The following is an 18,683-nucleotide window of genomic DNA, read 5'->3' as shown; positions in this document are numbered from 1 at the left end:
ACGATGGAACAGATCATTTCCGTCGCAAATGTTCATCCAATCGCGGCATGATCTCGACAAAGTTACAGGGCCGGTGCCGGAAATCGAGCTGACGGCCCAGAATTTCATCCCAGGCATCGCGACAGGCCCCGGGGGAGCCGGGCAACGCAAACAGATAAGTCCCCTGCGCGACACCCGCTGTGGCACGGCTTTGCACAGCAGAGGTCCCGATTTTCTGCATGCTGACTATGGTAAAGATCGTCCCGAAAGCATCAATCTCTTTCTCATAAACATCGCGATGCGCCTCGACCGTCACATCGCGCCCAGTCAGCCCTGTGCCGCCCGTAGAGATAACCACATCGACCCCATCATCCGCACACCACGCGCGCAATTGATCCGCGATCAGGACGCGTTCATCGCGGATGATCTTGCGATCCGCCAGATGATGCCCGGCGGCGGTAATGCGATCCACCAAAGTCTGGCCGGATTTATCATCCGCCAGCGCGCGGGTATCACTGACCGTCAGCACCGCAATGCGGACGGGGATAAACTCCAGCGTTTCGTCAATCCGGCTCATTGTTTCAACCTTGCATTCAGCGCCAAAAGATCCGCCCAAGCCTCGCGCTTGGCGGCAGTGTTGCGCAAAAGGTAAGCGGGGTGAAACATCGGCAAGCAAGGCTTACCCAACACTTCGGTCCAATTGCCGCGCAGCGTGGTGATGCCCTTTTGCCCCAGCAAAGCCTGACACGGCGTATTGCCCATCAGCACGATGATCTGCGGATCGGCCAGCTGGATATGGCGTTCCAGAAAAGGCAGCATCATCGCGATTTCATCCGCATCCGGCGTGCGGTTCGACGGTGGCCGCCAGGGCATGACGTTGGTAATATAGACGGCACGGTCCTGATCGGGATGCGCGCGGCCCAGATCAATCGCGGCGAGCATCCGGTCCAACATCTGCCCTGCCTGCCCGACAAAGGGCTTGCCGGCGCGATCTTCCTCGCGCCCCGGTGCCTCGCCCACGATCATCACCCGCGCGCCGGGCTGGCCATCGGCAAAGACCGCATTGCGCGCACCGCGCTTGATCTCACATAATTCATAGGCGGCGATGGCGGTGGCCAAGGCAGGCAGATCGCTCGCGGCCTCTGCCGCCGCACGCGCGATGGCGACCGGATCTGCCTCTTGCACGACAGGCGCGGCAACCTCAGCGACAGGCGCGGCCTTCACCGGCACCGGGTCAAGCGTATAGCGGTCCACCGGCGCATCCAGAATGGCATCGGTCACGCCCAGTTCGACCTGCCATTCCAGCGCCGCGCGGTCCTGCCAATATGTGTTCTGCGAATCCATGTCGCGACATTAGGCGCAAACCATACCTTTGTGCAGGCCCTGCGGCATTGAAGCCCGGCAGCGCGCGGCCTATAACCCCGCAACGGGCTGCAAAGGATCAGGGCATGACATTCCGCGCAAAGCATCTTTTGGGGATCGAACAGCTGCATCCGCTGGAAATAACGACCCTTCTGGATCTTGCAGATACCTATGCCGACCATAACAGCCGGGGATTAGCGCATCGCGAAGTCCTCGCCGGTCTGACCCAGATCAACATGTTTTTCGAGAACTCGACCCGCACGCAGGCCAGTTTCGAACTCGCGGGCAAGCGTCTGGGTGCCGATGTGATGAATATGGGGATGCAGGCATCCTCCATCAAAAAGGGCGAAACGCTGATCGACACGGCGCTGACGCTGAATGCGATGCGCCCTGATCTTCTCGTCGTGCGGCATCCGCAATCGGGCGCGGTGGACCTTTTGGCCCAAAAGGTCAATTGCGCCGTGCTGAACGCCGGTGACGGACGCCACGAACATCCGACCCAAGCCCTGCTGGACGCCCTGACCATCCGCCGCGCCAAGGGCCGGTTGCACCGGCTGAACATCGCGATTTGCGGCGATATCGCCCATAGCCGCGTGGCGCGGTCCAACATCATGCTCTTGGGCAAGATGGAAAACCGCATCCGCCTGATCGGACCGCCCACCTTGATGCCATCGGGCATCGGTGATTTCGGGGTCGAGGTTTACGATGACATGGTCACCGGGCTGAAAGACGTTGATGTGGTGATGATGCTGCGGCTGCAAAAGGAACGGATGGATGGTGGGTTCATCCCGTCAGAGCGGGAATATTTCCACCGATACGGCCTGGATGCAGCAAAATTATCCCACGCAAAGCCCGATGCGATTGTCATGCATCCCGGCCCGATGAATCGCGGGGTAGAGATTGATGGGACTATCGCCGACGATATCAACCGATCCGTCATCCAGAAACAGGTCGAAATGGGCGTCGCCGTGCGGATGGCCGCGATGGACCTGCTGGCGCGCAACCTGCGCGAAGCGCGGCGCGACACCAGTGTGATGGTGTAACCGGATGCTGGATATCCCCGCAAATGACCATGGCGCGCTTTACATCGTCGAACATTTCGGCCCGCCGCTGACCGGGTCAAAGGCCGGGATGATCGGCAAGATCATCGGGCAGGTCGATCTGAACCTTGATTTCGTTGATCTGATCCCGCCCGCAGGCAAGGCCGAGATGGCCCTGCCTGATCTGATCCAGCAAGGCTATGAAATGCCGCTGACGCCCGCGCAGGTCACCACCTTGCGCCGTGTGACGGGGCCAGTGGTGCTGATCATGTCGCGTGCTTTTGGCAGCAAGGCGCAGCAGATCACCCTGCCCGAGGACAGCCGCGCCGTCATGGTCCTGCGCGACGCCGCCCAGATTCAAACCTCCGAAAAACTGACCTCGGACGGGGCGGCGGGCGAGATGAATGGCCCGCAAACCGCCAAACCCCGCAAATCCGACGCAAGGATGAGCGGAATGGTCGCCACCGCCGCCCTGCTGGTGATGTTCGCGCTGGTTGCGCTGATGGTCTGGGTCGGCCAATGATATCTTGCAAAGGAAACCAGTGATGACAGCCATTTTCTTTGCCAATGCGCGGGTGATCGACCCGGTCGCACTGACCGATGCGCCGGGCGCTGTGTTGGTGGTGGACGGATTGATCCACGCCGTTTTGGGTGCGGAAGCAACGCCACCCGTTGGCGCAAAGGTCATCGACTGCGCGGGCATGTGCCTTGCCCCCGGCATCATCGACATCGGCGTGAAAGTCTCTGAACCGGGTGAGAGGCACAAGGAATCATTCCGCTCTGCCGGACGGGCCGCAGCGGCGGGCGGGGTGACAACCATCGTCACCCGTCCCGATACTGACCCCGCGATTGACACGCCCGAGAAACTCGAATTCGTCGCGCGGCGCGCGCAGCTCGACGCGCCGGTGCATGTCTTGCCGATGGCTGCGCTGACCAAGGACCGCGCGGGGCAGGAAATGACCGAAATCGGCCTGCTGAAAGACGCCGGTGCCGTCGCCTTCACCGATTGTGACCGCGTGGTCGTCAAAACCAAGGTCCTGTCACGCGCGCTGACCTATGCAAGATCACTCGACGCTTTGGTCATCGGCCATACACAAGACCCCGGCCTGTCTGAAGGCGCGGTGGTCACATCGGGCAAATTCGCCTCCTTGCGCGGCCTGCCGGGCGTGTCGCCAATGGCGGAACGCATGGCGCTTGACCGTGATATCAGCCTGCTGGAAATGACCGGCGCGCGCTATCACGTGGATCAGATCACCACGGCCCGCGCCTTGCCAGCGCTGGAACGGGCAAAACGCAATGGCGTGAAAATCACCGCTGGCGTCAGCATCCACCATTTGACGCTGAACGACATGGATGTGGCCGATTACCGCAGTTTTTTCAAACTGACACCGCCCTTGCGGGCCGAGGATGACCGGATCGCCGTGGTCCGCGCCGTCGCCGAAGGGCTGATCGACATCATCTGTTCGATGCACACACCACAGGATGAGGAAAGCAAACGCCTGCCCTTTGAAGAAGCCGCCAGCGGCGCTGTGGGCCTTGAAACCCTGCTGCCCGCCGCGATGCGGCTGTATCACGCAGGCCAGATCGACCTGCCGCGGCTGTTCCGGGCACTCTCATTGAACCCCGCGCGCTTGCTGGGTCTGGCCGCTGGCCGGATGCAGGAAGGCGCGCCTGCCGATCTGGTCCTGTTTGACCCTGATGCGCCCTTCCTGCTCGACCGGACAAAATTGCAGTCAAAATCCAAAAATACCCCCTTTGACGGCGCGCGTCTGCAGGGCAAAGTGATCGGCACATGGGTGGACGGCACCCGCATCTGGGGAGAGGCGTGATGCCCGCGATCGAAAGCAGCCTTGCCATCCTCGCGCTTTGGGGCGCTATCGGCTATCTGCTGGGGTCGATCCCCGGCGGGGTGATCATGGCGCGACTGATGGGTCTGGGCGATCTGCGCAATATCGGGTCGGGCAATATCGGCGCGACCAATGTGCTGCGCACCGGCAACAAAAAAGCCGCCGCCCTGACGCTGATCTTTGACGCAGGCAAAGGCGCTGTCGCCGTGCTCGCCGCGCGGCATTATGCGGGTGAAGACGCGGTGCAGCTCGCCGCGCTGATGGCCTTTGTCGGCCATTGTTTCCCGGTCTGGCTGGGGTTCAAGGGCGGCAAAGGTGTGGCGACCTATCTGGGCATCCTGCTGGCGCTGGTCTGGCCCATGGGCCTTGCCGCCTGCGCGATCTGGCTTGCCACCGCCGTGATCACGCGGTTTTCATCGCTCGCAGCACTGGTCGCCGCAGGGGTCCTGCCCATCGTGATGGTCGCGACCGGCTTTGCGCAAACCGCCGTGCTTGCCGTCCTGCTCGCCCTGCTGATCTATGCCCGCCATTGGGGCAATATTCAGCGCCTGCGCGCTGGGACAGAAGGCAAGATCGGGGCGAAATAGAAGCAAACCTTCCCCGCGGGGAAGAAACCGGGCATCTTCCCCGCGGGGAAGGTTGCCTCGCTTTGTGCAAAATACTCCCGCGCGGAGCGCCTCCGTCGCGCAAAGCGCGGCGGAGTTAATAGCTGTAGGCCTGATAAATCCGGTCCAGATCACCATCCCAATCGCCGTGATAATGATCCAGCAATTCATCCGCCGGGGTCTTGCCGGTTTCGACCGTTTCTTTCAGCGCATTCAGAAAATGCGTCTCATCCGGCACCAGCCCGCCAGCACCGGGCAGGGCGCGGGCGCGCAACCCAGCCTCAGATATCGCGACGACTTCGCGGGCCAGATCATGCATATTGATCCCGTCGACCTGCGCCTGCAATCCATCCACAGATGCCGCCACACGCAGGGCGTCGCGCTGTTCCGCCGTCCAGTTCTTGCACAGGTCCCAAGCCGCATCCAAAGCGGTCTGATCATACATCAGCCCGGTCCAGAACGCGGGCAGCGCGCAGAGCCTGCGCCAAGGCCCGCCATCGGCACCGCGCATTTCGATATATTGCTTCATCCGCGCCTCTGGGAAGACCGTGGTCAGGTGATCCGCCCAGTCCGACATCAGCGGCTTTTCACCCGGCAGGGCCGGCAATTCACCGCGCAGGAAATCGCGGAACGACATGCCCAAAGCGTCGATATATTTCCCGTCGCGATAGACGAAATACATCGGCACATCGAGAACCCATTGCACCCAAGCCTCAAACCCGAATCCTTCCTCGAAAATAAATTGCACCATGCCGGTGCGTGCGGGATCAAGATCACGCCAGATTCGGGCGCGCCATGATTTATGTCCGTTCACCTTGCCTTCAAAGAATGGAGAATTTGCAAACAATGCGGTCGCTACCGGTTGCAACGCCACGCCGACGCGCATTTTCTGGACCATATCCGCCTCGGACCCGAAATCGAGGTTGACCTGCACCGTGCAGGTCCGGCGCATCATCGCGGTGCCCATCGTGCCCACGGATTGCATATAGCTGTCCATCAGCTTGTAGCGCCCCTTGGGCATCAGCGGCACCTGATCATGGGTCCAGACCGGGGCCGCGCCAAGGCCGATAAACCCAACGCCGATGTCGTCAGACACGGCTTTCACCTCGGCCAGATGGCTGTTCACCTCATCACAGGTCTGGTGGATCGTTTCCAGCGGCGCACCGGATAGTTCCAGCGCGCCACCCGGTTCCAGACTGACATTGGCGCCCTGTTTGGTCAGGCCGATGATTTTGCCGTCTTCCTCGACCCGGTCCCAGCCGAAACGGCTATGCAACGCCTCCAGCACCGATTTGATCGACCGCTCACCTTCATATTGCAGCGGCAGCAACGTATCTTTGCAATAGCCAAACTTTTCATGCTCGGTGCCGATGCGCCATTGATCCTTGGGCTTGGAGCCTTTGGACAACAGTTCCGCCAATTGGTCGTGATGTTCGATCGGGCCAGCGCCGGTTTGGGGGATGGACATCGGGAAGGCTCCGTTCAATGGATCAAAGTATTATCGCTGACCTGCACCTTTGCATCTGTCAATGCAAGACGGGACGCGCCCGCGACCAGATAATCACCTGCGCATCGGGTGTGCGTTCCAGCACATCCAGCACCGCGGCGGTCCTGATGCCGGGCAAGGCGGCAAAGACATCAAACAGATCATCCGCCCCTGCCGCATTGATCGGAATGGCGATGCGCTGGCCGCCGACACCTGACAGAATCCAGCTTGGGTCAGGGTGGCTGGTCGGGTCCAGCGTCAGCTGCGTCAGATCGTCCACATCCATGATCCCGCCATCCAGCGGTCCAAAATAGGCCAGCCTGCGTTCGCGCACCTGCACGACGCCGGGGCCATCACCATCACTGGCAAAGCGCGCCCGCTGCACCGCGGCAGCACCCCAGCCGAGCCCGATGGCGATGACGACATAGCCGAGCCAGATGGTCATGCCCGCCGCATTCAGCGCCCACCAGAGGCCGAAAATGGCGACGGCACCTGCTGCCATCACCTCGCGCCAGCGCCAGAGAAAGGCGCGCGCCTCCGGGCGGAAGAAATCAGCCATGCACCACCTGCGGGTTCTCGAAGATCGCGATGCCAAAGGACCCGATACGCGCGAAACCAATCGCCTCATAGGCTTTCGCAGCATGAACAGTTGCAGCGAACAGGACCGCCTCGCTCACCCCAGCCGTACGCGCCTGCGCCAGATGCAGCGCCACCGCCCGCCGCGCCAGACCGCGTGCGCGCTGGTCGGGCGGCGTATAGACGCCGCCGATCTGCACGGCGTCAGGTAAAGTCGCGTTGAACCCGGTCATCGCCACAGGCTGATCACCCTGATACAGCACCCGGTGGCTGTCCGCCGCGCTATAGCTGTCGATTTCCTTGATCGCGGTTGTGTCCACGGCGTCACCCTGCATATGCATCGTCTCTCGCAGATAGGCACGCCGCCAGCCCAGCACCAGATCACGCGGCGCATCTGACAGCGGGCGCAAGGTAAAGCCGGTGACATCCGGCATGATCAGGTCATTCAGCGCCAGACGATACAGCGGTTCGGTGGTGACATGGCCCGCAGCCGCGGTCATGCCCAAAGCGTGGCGCAGCGCGTCAACCTGACCGGCATCGCCCAGCAGCCCGATGAGTGCGTGGCCTTTGAGCACGGCCTGCGCCGCCTCCCAAGGGCCAGTCGGGCAATGCGGGAAGATCATGCCTTCTTCGCTGATCGCCAGCGCGTCGGTGATCACATCGCCTTCTTTGCGCAGCCAGATTGTCAGTGCGCGTGGATGCCCGCCGTTCATGCCGTGGCGGCGCAGGTTAGCCATCGAAAACATCGCTGTCGTGATATGCTGGCGCAGGAACGCCTCGATCGCGGGCTGGTCCGCCGCTGTGGCAAGGATCATCCCCAATCCCCTAGACGATCTTGCCACAGGGTCAGCGCCGCGACCGCCGCCGTATCGGCGCGCAGGATTCGCGGGCCAAGGCTGACCGCATGGGCAAAGGGCAAGGCCTGCAGTCGTGTGCGTTCACTGGCTGAAAACCCACCCTCAGGCCCGATCAGAACAGCCCAAGGGCCGGGCAGATCGGGCAGGCCTACGGCTGCGCCGATTTCAGCTTCGTCGCAGAACATCAGCTGTCTGCCTTCGGGCCAATCGGCCAGCACCCTGTCTAGCTTTACGAGATCATCGACTGGCGGGACAAAGGTGCCGCCACATTGCTCTGCCGCCTCAATCGCATGGGCTTGTAGCTTGTCCTGCCTGATGCGGTTGGCGGCTTGGGTATAGTCGGTCTGCACCGGGATGATCCGGGCGGCCCCCAGTTCTACCGCTTTTTCGACGATAAAGGCTGTGCGTTCCTTGCGGATCGGCGCAAAGACCAGCCACAGGTCGGGCGGCAATTGCAGGTCGCGTGTCCGGGTCTGGCAGAGCAATATGCCACCCCTGTTGCCCGCCTTTTCCACGACGGCATCCCATTCACCATCGCGGCTGTTGATCAGGGAGATCACGTCACCCGCCCCCAGCCGCATGACCCCAAAGAGGTAATGCGCCTGATCACGGTTCAGCGGAACCGATTGCCCTACCCCCAAGGGGTGATCTACATAAAGCCGGACCTTGGATGCCATGAAGCGGACCATATGACCCAAAACAGCCAGATGCCAGAGCCTGCGGGCACAGTCGCAGACGCAGTTGCAGGAAACTGGGTGGACCGGTTTGCGCCTATGCCGATCCGCCCCTATCTGCGGCTGTCGCGCGCGGACCGGCCTATTGGCACATGGCTTCTCTACCTGCCTTGCCTGTGGGCTTTGGCGCTGGCGGTGCTGACCACCGGCACCTTCACCCCTTTCGCAATCTGGATCATCGCAGGCTGCGGGATCGGCGCGTTCCTGATGCGCGGTGCGGGCTGCACATGGAACGACATCACCGACCGCGACATCGACGGTTCGGTCGCGCGGACAAGGTCGCGCCCGATTCCATCGGGGCAGGTCAGCGTCAAAGGCGCGCTGATCTGGATGATCGCACAAGCCTTGGTGGCCTTCCTGATCCTGATCACTTTTCCACCCTTCGCCATCGGGCTGGGCATCCTTGCCCTGCTGCCGGTCGCGATCTACCCTTTTGCGAAACGGTTCACATGGTGGCCACAAGTGTTCCTTGGCCTTGCGTTCAACTGGGGCGCTTTGCTGGCCTGGGCCGCCTATACCGGCAGCATCGGGCTTGCGCCGATATTCCTGTATCTGGCGGGCATCGTCTGGACATTATTCTATGACACAATCTACGCCTATCAGGATGCCGAGGATGACGCCCTGATCGGCGTCAAATCCACCGCACGGCTGTTTGGCGATCACGCGCGCTGGTGGCTGCGGCTGTTCCTGACGCTGACGGTGATTCTGTTCGGCGCTTCTGTGGTCTTTGCCACCTATGACCGCTCGATCCTGTCGCTGCTCATCGCCTTGGGTGGGCCTTGGGCGATGGGCTGGCACATGACCTGGCAATTGCAGCGGTTTGACGCCGATGACAATGACCGTTTAATCCAGATATTCCGGTCTAATCGCGACGCAGGGCTGATCCCCCTGCCGTTTTTTGCCGTCGCTTTCATGCTTTGATTGATCCTGCCCGCCGCAGGGCCTATGCACTCCGGGACACAAGAAACGGATATAAATGCGCCTCTCTGCCATCTTCATTCGCGTTGTTGCTTTTGGCTTTGCCGCCGCTGGCTCTGTCGGCGCCGCGCAACTGACCGTCGCCACGGTCGAGGATCGGTCGGTTGAAGCCGTGCAAGAAAGCCTTGTCGCAAACGGCCATGACTGGGCCGCCGTGCTAGGCGACGGGTTGCAGGTGATCCTTGAAGGCACCGCACCGTCCGAGGCTGTCCGGTTCCGCGCCGTCTCTGCCGCAGGCGGGGTCGTCGATGCCAGCCGGGTGATCGACAATATGGCGGTGGTGGATCAGGCCGACTTTACCGCGCCCGAATTCAAGATCGAGATTTTGCGCAATGACAGCGGCGTGTCACTGATCGGGCTGATCCCGGCCAGCACCGACCGCGAACAGCTGGCCCGCCAGATCACCCGGATCGCCGATGGCCAGAATGTCACCGATCTGCTGGAAAGCGGCGATTACCCGACGCCTGCCAATTGGCGCGCGGCGGTGGATTTCGCGCTTGATGCGCTGGAGCTGCTGCCACGGTCCAAGATTTCGGTCACCGCCGAACGGGTCACCGTCAGCGGCATTTCCGACTCGGCTGTCGAAAAACGCCGGTTGGAAGCCGCGCTGACCCGGATCCGGCCAGAAGGCCTGCGCCTTGCGCTGGACATCAGCGCGCCGCGTCCCGTGATCTCGCCCTTCACCGCGCGGTTCATTCTGGACGATGACGGCGCGCGGTTCGATGCCTGCGCAGTCGACACGCCCGAGGCGCGCGATCAGATCCTGACCGCTGCGACATCCGCCGGTCTGGAAGGCCGGGTAAATTGCACGCTGGCACTCGGTGCACCATCGCAGGATTGGGGGCAGGCCGTCGCGCTGACGATTGAGGCGCTGAACGATCTGGGCGGCGGAACGGTGACGATTGCCGATACCGATATCGTGGTCGCCGCCCAGCCCGGCACCCCGCAAAGCGATTTCGACGATGTGATCGGCACATTGCAGAACGCCCTGCCAGACGTGTTCGCCCTCAACGCCGAACTGCCCGCATTGCCTGATCCCCGCGCCGATGGGCCGCCGCGGTTTACCGCCACGCTCAGCCCCGAAGGATTGGTGCAGGTGCGCGGGCGGGTGCCTGATGATATGACGAATATGGTGATCGAAAACTTTGCCACTGCAAAATTCGGGCAGGCCAACATCACGATGGGCACGCGTGTGATCGAAGGTCTGCCCACCGGCTGGTCGGTGCGGGTTCTGGCCGGGATCGAGGCTTTGTCGGAATTGTCCAACGGCTCGGTCACCGTTGAGCCCGATAGCATTGTGGTCCGGGGCGAGACCGGCGATGAAAATGCCGCCGGTGAAATCTCGCGCCTGTTGATCGAAAAACTGGGACAGGCTGCGGATTTCGACCTTGACGTCACCTATATCGAAGAGCTTGATCCGGTTGCCGGTCTGCCGACGCCGGAGCAATGTATCGCCCAGATCATCACCGTGACCGAAGGCCGCAAGATCACCTTTGACCCCGGCTCGGCCAGTATCACCGCCGCCGCCCAGCCGGTGATCGACGATATCGCCGAAGTCCTGCGCCTGTGCGGCGATCTGCAGATCCGCGTGGCCGGTTACACCGACAGTCAGGGCCGCGAAGAAATGAACCTGCGCCTGTCGCAGGACCGTGCCGATGCGGTCCTGACCGCCCTGCGCAGTCGCCGCGTGCCTGTGTCAACCTTCGAGGCGGTGGGTTACGGTATCGCCGATCCGATTGCCGATAATGACACCGAAGAAGGCCGCGAAGCGAACCGCCGCATCGAATTCAGCCTGATCCTGCCGGAACAGGACGCCGAGGAAACCGACGAAACTGCGACCGAAGAGCTTGAAACCGAGGACGAAACCCCGCAAGACAATGCTGACGCTCCGCAAGAGGGCTAGGCAAAGGCAAGACCTTGAACAGAACCGAATTCATCATTGCCACGGCGGTCATCCTTTTCGTGGCCTTCACGCTGGGCTGGTTTGCCAGTTGGCTGATCAACCGTTTCACACGGGTGACCACCTCTGAAATCGGCGAATTGGACAAGATGGCCCAAGCCTTGCACGAGGCCGAAGAAACCCGCGATCAGGCGATTACCTATCTGCAACAGCGCGAGGCCGAGATGACCAACCAGCTGTCCCAGACCGAGGCCGAATTGCGCGCCGCAATGGACGGCCTGCGCGAGGCGCGGCGCGAGGCCGAGGAATTGCGCGGCTATATCGAACGCCAGCACGCAGGTTAAGGCAGATGCCCACCACGCTCATCGTTCTGGCGCACCCGGAGCCGCAATCCTTCAACGCCCAATGGGCGCGGGCCAGTGCAGCGGCCAGCACCGCATTAGGCCATGAGGTGATCTGGTCCGACCTTTACGCGATGGGCTTCGACCCGGCCGAACGGGCGGCACATTACGATCCTTCTGCCGATCTGCCTTTTGACCCGCTCAAGGCACAAGCGCAGGCCGCCGCAACCGGATTGCCCGCTGATATCGCCGCCGAGGTCGATAAATTGCGCCGCGCCGACCGGATCATCTTTCACTTTCCGCTCTGGTGGTTTTCACCACCTGCGATGTTGAAAGGCTGGTGCGACCGCGCCCTGCCCCATGGCGCGCTGCATACAACGGCAGAGCGGTTCGACACCGGCATGCTGGCGGGCAAGAAAGCACTGCTTTGCGTGACCACCGGATCAAGCGCCGCCGAAAGCGCGCATAACGGCAAGGAAGGCGATGTCGGCCTGCTGCTTTGGCCTTTGGCCTACACGTTGCGCTATGTCGGGCTGAGTGTGTTGCAGCCAATCTGCGTCCATGGCGTGCATGGCTATCATCGCGGCGACGGGGCCGTGGCGCTGGGTGACAGGTTGCAGACAGCTCTGGCCGGGCAAGCCGATCTGATCGCCGGTTTCGACACCCTGCCCGAGATCGCGTTCAACGCCGACAGCGATTTCGACGCACGGGGCCGGTTGTTTGCCGACAAACCCAGCCACACACCCTTCATCCGCCACAAACCGTAGGCCGGGGTTCACCCCGGCGCACTTGCCATCGCCAGCCACCGCCCCCAGTATCGCGCCAAACCCAGCCAAGGTCCGCCGATGTATATCCCACCACATTTCGCACAAACCGACCCCGGCGCGATTGCGGCGATCCTTGAGGATGCCCCGCTCGCCTGTATCGTCGCCCAAACCAGCGCCGGGCTGATCGCCAACCACCTGCCGCTGCTTGCCACCCCCAAGGGTTGTCTGATCGGCCATGTCGCTTTGGCCAATGACATGCACCGCCTGATCGCCGAAAATCAGGAGGTGCTAGCGATCTTCCGGCGCGACGATGCCTATGTGTCGCCCAATTACTATCCGACCAAGCAGGACCACCACCGCCATGTGCCGACGTGGAATTATGAGGTTGTTCATGTCACGGGCCAGATCACATTCCAGCACGACACCCATGCCAAACGCGCCGCAGTCGGGTTGCTGACCCGCCATCACGAACGGCGGCGGCATGGGTCGGAGGCATGGCGCATGGCCGACGCGCCCGCCGATTACATGGAGCAGATGCTGGACGGCATCGTCGCCCTGCGCATCACAGTGACCAAGGTGCTGGCGAAATCAAAGCTTAGCCAGAACCGGGAACCGCGCGACTATGACGGCACGGTCAAAGGGCTCGCCGCAGCAGGACATCACGCCCTGGCAGAGCGGATGAAAGCCAAACCGTAGGGCGGGGTTCACCCCGCCTTGCGCCGCTTCATGTGTCGGGGTGAACCCCGACCTACGGCGGTGACAATCTCGATGATTGAGATGTGTCGCCGCGCCTGAAATCCGATTGACTTGTCACGTGAGGTTTACAGTGGGGAATGAAGACTCAGATCGCCCGATGGATAGAAGATCTCTTTGCCGCCATGTCATTCTGTCCGGCTGCTCTGGCGGGGGTAAAACGACACTTTTAACTGAATTGGACCGTCGCGGTTTTGATACCGTCGCAGAGCCGGGCCGAAGGATCGTCGCGCAAGAAATGTTTGGCAACGGTAAAGCTCTGCCTTGGATCGATCTTGAAGCATTCGCGCTGCGGGCGATCGACATGGCCAACACTGACCGGGAAATTAACGCTGCTGCAAAAGACTGGGTTTTCTTTGACCGCGGACTTGTCGATGCGGCTGTTGCCCTGGAGCATGCCACAGGCATTAAAATATCCGAAACGCTCAGCGGCCGGGCGCGATTTCATCGACAGGTTTTTCTGACGCCGCCCTGGCCTGAAATTTTCCGAAACGACGCTGAACGTCGCCATACCCTGGACGAAGCAGTCGCTGAATATCATCGGCTGCACGCGGCATTCGCCGCACTTGGCTATGACATTCTCGTCCTGCCAAAGACCGATGTGGCAAAACGGGCAGATTTCGTTCTGAAGTCTCTGCCTTCATATCCTCTTTGATTTAGTATGTGCTCTTGGCGCAGGCAGCCGCACACATGCGCTGTGGCTTTGTTGATCACCGTAGGGCGGGGTTTACCCCGCCACTGTCTGCCAAGTCGGGGTGAACCCCGACCTACCGCGGTGCCGCCGCCCGCCTCAACCGGTCGTTGATCGCCCGCCCCAGACCATGATCCGGGATCGGCGCGACGGCGATCTTCTGCGCGCCCATCGCGTCCAGCTGGTGCAGGCAGTCGAACAGACGCGCCGCCGCCTCGGTCAGGTCACCGCTGGGCGACAGGTTCAGATCCGCGGCCATCGCGCCAATGCCCAACATCACCTCGCCCGGTTTGACCTCTGTCACGTTCAGCCGAACCTGCCCCTGTGGCGCGTAATGTGACAGCAATTGCCCCGGCGATACGGGTGCTTCGGGGTTCTCTGCGGTGGCCAAGGCCTGGCCTAGACAATCCGCAATCGCCTCTGCCGGGATACCGCCGGCACGCAACAATGTGGGCGTGCCAAGGCAGGACACAATCGTCGATTCCACCCCCACGCGACAAGGCCCGCCATCGACCAAAGCGTCGATCCGGTCGCCCAAACCATCGCGCACATGGGCGGCCGTCGTCGGGCTGATCCGGCCAGAGGGGTTCGCGGACGGCGCGGCCACCGGCCCACCGAAAGCCGCCAATAACCCCGCCGCCACCGGATGATCCGGCACCCGCACCGCCACGCTGTCCAGCCCTGCCGTCACCAACCGTGATATCCCCGCATCCGCGCGCAACGGCAGCACCAGCGTCAGCGCGCCGGACCAGAAAGCCGCAGCCAGACGCTGCGCATCAGCGTTGAAATCGCAGATCGTCATCGCCGCCGCCAGATCACCCAGATGCACGATCAGCGGGTTGAAACTCGGGCGGCCTTTGGCGGCGAAAATACCTGCGACAGCACGATCATTGCGCGCATCGGCCCCAAGACCATAGACTGTCTCTGTCGGAAACGACACCAACCCACCCTGCGCCAGTATTTCAGCGGCGCGGGCCAACCCGGATTGATCCGGTTTCAGAAGAAGAGGCGTCTGCATGGTCATGACGTGGCGTTCAAGTTGAAGGGTGACGCGGTCTTGCTAACCTTGCCATTAAGCGACCTGCATAGCCATGACATCATTCATTGCCAAGCAGCCTATTATGCGGAGTTTTTCAAATGCCATACCGTGCCCCTGTCAGCGATTTTCAATTCCTGCTGGATCATGTCGTCGGGTTCAGCGACGTCGCAGCGACTGACCTTTTTGCCGAGGCCACCCCCGACATGACCAGCGCGATCCTGACCGAGGCCGCGAAAATGTGCGAAGATATCCTCGCCCCGTTGAACCATGTCGGTGACAAAAACCCCGCGCATCTGGAAAACGGCATCGTGCGCACAGCGCCCGGTTTTGCCGAAGGCTATCGCGCGATTGCCGATGGTGGCTGGATCGGGATGTCGGCGCGGGCGGAAAACGGCGGGCTGGGCCTGCCGATGACGCTGACCACCACGGTGAATGAAATGATGTCTGCCGCCTGTCTGGCGCTGCAACTGAACCCGCTGATGAGCCAAGGCCAGATCGAGGCGTTGGAGCATCACGCCTCCGATGCGATCAAATCCGTCTATCTGCCGAAACTGATCGCCGGTGACTGGTCCGGCACGATGAACCTGACCGAGCCGCAGGCGGGGTCCGATGTCGGTGCATTGCGGACCAAGGCCGAACCGAATGGTGACGGGTCTTACGCGATCACCGGGCAGAAGATCTATATCTCTTGGGCCGATAACGACTTCACAGAAAACGTCTGCCATCTGGTGCTGGCCCGCCTGTCCGATGGCAAACCCGGCACCAAGGGGATCAGCCTGTTCATGGTCCCCAAGATCATTCCCGATGCCGATGGCAATCTGGGTGAAAAGAATGACCTGCGGGTCGTCAGTCTGGAACATAAGATGGGTCTGCATGGATCGCCCACCGCAGTCATGGAATATTCCGGTGCCAAAGGCTGGCTTGTCGGGCCGGAACATGGCGGCATGGCGGCGATGTTTACGATGATGAACAATGCCCGTCTTGGGGTTGGCGTCCAAGGGATCGGCGCGGCAGAACGCGCACTGCAACATGCGCTCGCCTATGCGCAGGATCGCAAGCAGGGCCGAGCGGAAGGCACCGGGGCCATCATCGAACACGCCGATGTGCGCCGGATGCTGACGACAATGCGCGCTGATATCTATGCTGCCCGCGCGATTGCGCTGATGAATGCCGTTGCCATTGATATGGCGACTGCCACCAGCGATGCGACATGGAATGCCCGCGCCGCCTTTCTGACGCCGATCACCAAGGCCTTTGGCACCGATGTCGGGGTCGAGGCGACGAATACCGGCGTGCAGGTCCATGGTGGCATGGGCTTTATCGAAGAAACCGGTGCCGCCCAATTCGTCCGCGACGTGCGTGTCAGCACGATCTACGAAGGCACCAATGGCATTCAGGCGATGGACCTTGTCGCGCGCAAGCTGATGGATGGCGGCGATGCGGCGTTCCGGCTACTCGACGATATCGTGCGGGGCGCAGAGGCGGCGAAAGCCACCCATCCCGATCTGGCCAATGCCGTCTGGGAAGCGGCAGAGACCTTGCGAGAAACCACCGAATGGCTGGTCAGCCAGCAGGACCTGAACGACCGCTTCGCCGGGGCCGTGCCTTATCTGCGCGCCTTCGCGCGGGTCTTGGGTGGGCATGTCCATCTGGCCAGTGCTGTGGCGGGCGATGCCGGGCATCTGCGACTTGCGACCTTCTATATCAAGCGGATGTTGCCGGAACATGCCGCCCTATTGGCCCATACCCGCGAGGGGGCGGCCGATCTGGTGGCGATCACCGCCGAAGATCTGGCAGCGGCCTGATGCCGGATGGTGTTGCGGGGATCAGGTATCCCTACCCCGACCCGCCCGAAGCCGGACAGGCGATAAAGGTGGCGGAGGGCATCCTGTGGATGCGCCTGCCGCTGCCGATGGCGCTCGACCATGTGAATGTTTATGCGCTGGATGACGGCGATGGCTGGACCATCGTAGACACCGGCTTTGCCAGCACAAAGACCAAGGCGATCTGGCAGGACCTGCTGGACGGCCCACTGGCTGGCAAACCCGTCAGCCGGGTGATCGTGACCCATCACCACCCCGATCATGTCGGGCTGGCGGGCTGGTTCGTCGCCCAAGGGGCAGAACTGCATATGCCGCGCACCGGTTGGCTGATGGCGCGGATGCTGGTGCTCGATGTGCAGGAAAGACCCGCACCCGAAACGATCCGGTTTTACGAACGCGCGGGCATGGACGCGGACGAACTGGCGCGCCGCAAGGCGGAACGGCCTTTCAATTTTGCAGATTGCGTGGAGCCTTTGCCCTTGGGCTTTCACCGTCTGCAGGATGGCCAGACGATCCAGATCGGTGGGCGGACATGGGATATCCGCATGGGAAATGGCCACGCGCCGGAACATGCGACCTTCTGGTCGCGGGATGATGCGGTGATCCTTGGCGGTGACCAACTCCTGCCCTCTATCAGTGCCAATCTGGGCGTCTACCCGACCGAACCGGAGGCTGACCCAGTCGGCGAGTGGATGGCGAGTTGTCAGCGCTTTCAACCCTTCGCGCGCGACGACCAATTGGTTCTTGGCGGCCATAAACTGCCGTTCCGGGGCCTGCCGCTCCGCCTGACGCAGATGATCGACAACCATCACAACGCGCTGGACCGGCTGGTCGCGCATCTGGCCGAACCGCGCGCAGCGGGTGAATGTTTCGCGCCGCTGTTCAAGCGCAGCATCGGCCCCGCCGAATATGGGCTGGCACTGGTCGAGGCTGTCGCCCACCTCAACCATCTGCACCAGACTGGCCGCGCCAGCCGGGCTGTCCGTGAAGACGGCGCCTATGTGTTCAGTGCCGCGCCATAATCCGGGTATGCAGGCGTTTCAGAATCCGGCTCGCCGTGGTTTCACATAGCGCCGGGATCACAGCATGGATCAAGGCCGCGAGTGACGCGACACCCAGCCAGAAGGCAAACCCGAAAGCAAAGCGCATATGCGCGAAATAGGATTCGTTCACGCTGGCAGGATGGTCCAGAAAGACCGTTGTGAACAGATTGCTGCGGGTGGTGTTTGGGGATGTCTCGAACATGGAAACCTCTGTTGGTGATGTTTTTCTGACACTAGCGCGAACCCAGTCAAACCCGGTCCCAAATTTCACTGCCATTTGTGGCAGCATTGGGATATTATCCACCACATGACACATATATTAGACGAAACAGACCGCCGTATCCTCACCATCCTGCAAAAAGACGCCAGCCTGTCCGTCGATGACATCAGCGCCGCCGTGCATCTGTCGCGCAACGCCTGCTGGCGGCGGATCAAGGCGCTGGAACAGGAGGGGATCATCACCGGCCGCGTCGCCCTGCTCGACCCTGCCAAGGTCGGCTTACCACTGATGGTGATGGTGCTGATCCGCACCAATGCGCATGACCGCAACTGGATGGACCAGTTTCAGGCCGCGCTGCGCAGCCTGCCGGAAGTCGTCGGCGCCTATCGCATGACCGGCGAGCTGGATTATGTGCTGCGGGTGCGGGTGGCGGATGTGCCCGCCTATGACGCCTTTTACAAACGGCTGATCGCGCGGATCTCGGTCAGCGATATCTCGGCCAGCTTCGTGATGGAAGAGATCAAGGAAACAAACGCCCTGCCTTTATAGCCGGGATCGGCAAACAACCTCTGATTGTGTTTGGCCTGTTTACGTGCAGGTTACTCTGACGCAGTATTCACGGTGAATCAGCGGCAGCATGAA

The 18,683-nt window shown here is 61.7% G+C and carries 21 protein-coding genes; 13 read left to right on the top strand and 8 right to left on the bottom strand.

What is annotated here, in order from left to right; translation table 11 throughout:
* Nucleotides 1-13: 13 nt before the first annotated feature.
* Both moaB and VOY09_RS14060 read right to left on the bottom strand, forming a co-directional pair.
* Nucleotides 14-556 carry a molybdenum cofactor biosynthesis protein B gene (moaB, locus tag VOY09_RS14065; RefSeq protein ID WP_322894393.1) on the bottom strand — a complete coding sequence of 181 codons (543 nt, stop codon included), beginning with the start codon at nt 554-556 and terminating at the stop codon, nt 14-16.
* The gene (locus tag VOY09_RS14060; protein WP_322894394.1) at nt 553-1,323 is read right to left on the bottom strand and encodes a uracil-DNA glycosylase; all 771 of its coding nucleotides are present in this window, start codon (nt 1,321-1,323) and stop codon (nt 553-555) included. The genes moaB and VOY09_RS14060 overlap by 4 nt, the downstream gene beginning before the upstream one ends.
* Before the next feature lie 104 nt (nt 1,324-1,427).
* On the opposite strand from VOY09_RS14060, the gene VOY09_RS14055 reads away from it, so the two are divergent.
* Genes VOY09_RS14055 through plsY form a run of 4 tightly spaced genes read left to right on the top strand, consistent with a single transcriptional unit; the run spans nt 1,428 to nt 4,815 of the window.
* Nucleotides 1,428-2,384, top strand: coding sequence for an aspartate carbamoyltransferase catalytic subunit (locus tag VOY09_RS14055; RefSeq protein WP_322894395.1), 957 nt, complete (start codon nt 1,428-1,430; stop codon nt 2,382-2,384).
* A 4-nt stretch (nt 2,385-2,388) separates the two neighbouring features.
* The gene (locus VOY09_RS14050) at nt 2,389-2,904 is read left to right on the top strand and encodes a hypothetical protein (RefSeq protein WP_322894396.1); all 516 of its coding nucleotides are present in this window, start codon (nt 2,389-2,391) and stop codon (nt 2,902-2,904) included.
* A 22-nt stretch (nt 2,905-2,926) separates the two neighbouring features.
* On the top strand, nt 2,927-4,210 hold the full coding sequence (gene pyrC / locus VOY09_RS14045; RefSeq protein WP_322894397.1) for a dihydroorotase: 1,284 nt from the start codon (nt 2,927-2,929) through the stop codon (nt 4,208-4,210).
* Nucleotides 4,210-4,815, top strand: coding sequence for a glycerol-3-phosphate 1-O-acyltransferase PlsY (gene plsY, locus VOY09_RS14040; protein ID WP_322894398.1), 606 nt, complete (start codon nt 4,210-4,212; stop codon nt 4,813-4,815). Before pyrC ends, plsY begins: the two co-directional genes overlap by 1 nt.
* Before the next feature lie 115 nt (nt 4,816-4,930).
* Here plsY and VOY09_RS14035 read toward each other — a convergent pair whose 3' ends face one another.
* From VOY09_RS14035 to VOY09_RS14020, 4 genes are read right to left on the bottom strand one after another with little or no spacing between them, the layout of a single operon-like run.
* Nucleotides 4,931-6,301, bottom strand: a complete 1,371-nt coding sequence (locus VOY09_RS14035; protein WP_322894399.1) for a glutamate--cysteine ligase — start codon at nt 6,299-6,301, stop codon at nt 4,931-4,933.
* Nucleotides 6,302-6,359: 58 nt separating this feature from the next.
* Nucleotides 6,360-6,878, bottom strand: coding sequence for a hypothetical protein (locus VOY09_RS14030; RefSeq protein WP_322894400.1), 519 nt, complete (start codon nt 6,876-6,878; stop codon nt 6,360-6,362).
* Nucleotides 6,871-7,710, bottom strand: a complete 840-nt coding sequence (locus tag VOY09_RS14025) for a GNAT family N-acetyltransferase (RefSeq protein ID WP_322894401.1) — start codon at nt 7,708-7,710, stop codon at nt 6,871-6,873. Before VOY09_RS14025 ends, VOY09_RS14030 begins: the two co-directional genes overlap by 8 nt.
* The gene (locus VOY09_RS14020; protein ID WP_322894402.1) at nt 7,707-8,429 is read right to left on the bottom strand and encodes a 16S rRNA (uracil(1498)-N(3))-methyltransferase; all 723 of its coding nucleotides are present in this window, start codon (nt 8,427-8,429) and stop codon (nt 7,707-7,709) included. Before VOY09_RS14020 ends, VOY09_RS14025 begins: the two co-directional genes overlap by 4 nt.
* A 12-nt stretch (nt 8,430-8,441) precedes the next feature.
* Between VOY09_RS14020 and ubiA the strand changes: the two genes are divergently transcribed.
* From ubiA to VOY09_RS13990, 6 genes are all read left to right on the top strand, one after another.
* A complete protein-coding gene (ubiA, locus tag VOY09_RS14015; protein WP_322894403.1) occupies nt 8,442-9,407 on the top strand; it encodes a 4-hydroxybenzoate octaprenyltransferase in 966 nt (321 codons plus the stop codon).
* Between the two features lie 55 nt (nt 9,408-9,462).
* Nucleotides 9,463-11,367 carry an OmpA family protein gene (locus tag VOY09_RS14010; protein ID WP_322894404.1) on the top strand — a complete coding sequence of 635 codons (1,905 nt, stop codon included), beginning with the start codon at nt 9,463-9,465 and terminating at the stop codon, nt 11,365-11,367.
* A gap of 14 nt (nt 11,368-11,381) precedes the next feature.
* The gene (locus VOY09_RS14005; RefSeq protein ID WP_322894405.1) at nt 11,382-11,708 is read left to right on the top strand and encodes a hypothetical protein; all 327 of its coding nucleotides are present in this window, start codon (nt 11,382-11,384) and stop codon (nt 11,706-11,708) included.
* 5 nt (nt 11,709-11,713) lie between these two features.
* A complete protein-coding gene (locus VOY09_RS14000; RefSeq protein WP_322894407.1) occupies nt 11,714-12,472 on the top strand; it encodes an NAD(P)H-dependent oxidoreductase in 759 nt (252 codons plus the stop codon).
* A gap of 78 nt (nt 12,473-12,550) precedes the next feature.
* Nucleotides 12,551-13,168 carry an FMN-binding negative transcriptional regulator gene (locus VOY09_RS13995; RefSeq protein WP_322894408.1) on the top strand — a complete coding sequence of 206 codons (618 nt, stop codon included), beginning with the start codon at nt 12,551-12,553 and terminating at the stop codon, nt 13,166-13,168.
* Nucleotides 13,169-13,325: 157 nt separating this feature from the next.
* Nucleotides 13,326-13,880, top strand: coding sequence for an AAA family ATPase (locus VOY09_RS13990; RefSeq protein ID WP_322894409.1), 555 nt, complete (start codon nt 13,326-13,328; stop codon nt 13,878-13,880).
* Between the two features lie 112 nt (nt 13,881-13,992).
* Here VOY09_RS13990 and VOY09_RS13985 read toward each other — a convergent pair whose 3' ends face one another.
* Nucleotides 13,993-14,940: an L-threonylcarbamoyladenylate synthase gene (locus tag VOY09_RS13985; protein WP_322894410.1), complete on the bottom strand. Its 948-nt coding sequence runs from the start codon at nt 14,938-14,940 to the stop codon at nt 13,993-13,995.
* Nucleotides 14,941-15,053: 113 nt separating this feature from the next.
* Here VOY09_RS13985 and VOY09_RS13980 point away from each other — a divergent pair, with 113 nt between their 5' ends.
* A complete protein-coding gene (locus tag VOY09_RS13980; protein ID WP_322894411.1) occupies nt 15,054-16,760 on the top strand; it encodes an acyl-CoA dehydrogenase in 1,707 nt (568 codons plus the stop codon).
* Nucleotides 16,760-17,800 carry an MBL fold metallo-hydrolase gene (locus tag VOY09_RS13975; protein ID WP_322894412.1) on the top strand — a complete coding sequence of 347 codons (1,041 nt, stop codon included), beginning with the start codon at nt 16,760-16,762 and terminating at the stop codon, nt 17,798-17,800. The genes VOY09_RS13980 and VOY09_RS13975 overlap by 1 nt, the downstream gene beginning before the upstream one ends.
* Here the strand turns inward: VOY09_RS13975 and VOY09_RS13970 are convergent.
* Nucleotides 17,784-18,023 (bottom strand): DUF6356 family protein, encoded by a 240-nt coding sequence (locus tag VOY09_RS13970; protein WP_322894413.1) that lies wholly within the window; start codon nt 18,021-18,023, stop codon nt 17,784-17,786. The two genes, VOY09_RS13975 and VOY09_RS13970, sit on opposite strands and share 17 nt — an antisense overlap.
* 105 nt (nt 18,024-18,128) lie before the next feature.
* Between VOY09_RS13970 and VOY09_RS13965 the strand changes: the two genes are divergently transcribed.
* Entirely contained in the window at nt 18,129-18,590 is a 462-nt protein-coding gene (locus VOY09_RS13965) for an Lrp/AsnC family transcriptional regulator (protein WP_322894414.1), read from the top strand.
* Nucleotides 18,591-18,683 lie beyond the last annotated feature (93 nt).

The sequence above is a fragment of the Yoonia sp. 67-2 genome, from assembly GCF_035117555.1.
Classification (GTDB): Bacteria; Pseudomonadota; Alphaproteobacteria; order Rhodobacterales; family Rhodobacteraceae; genus Yoonia.
Note: the sequence above shows the minus strand (reverse complement) of the source record. Positions and strands in the feature narration are given on the sequence as shown.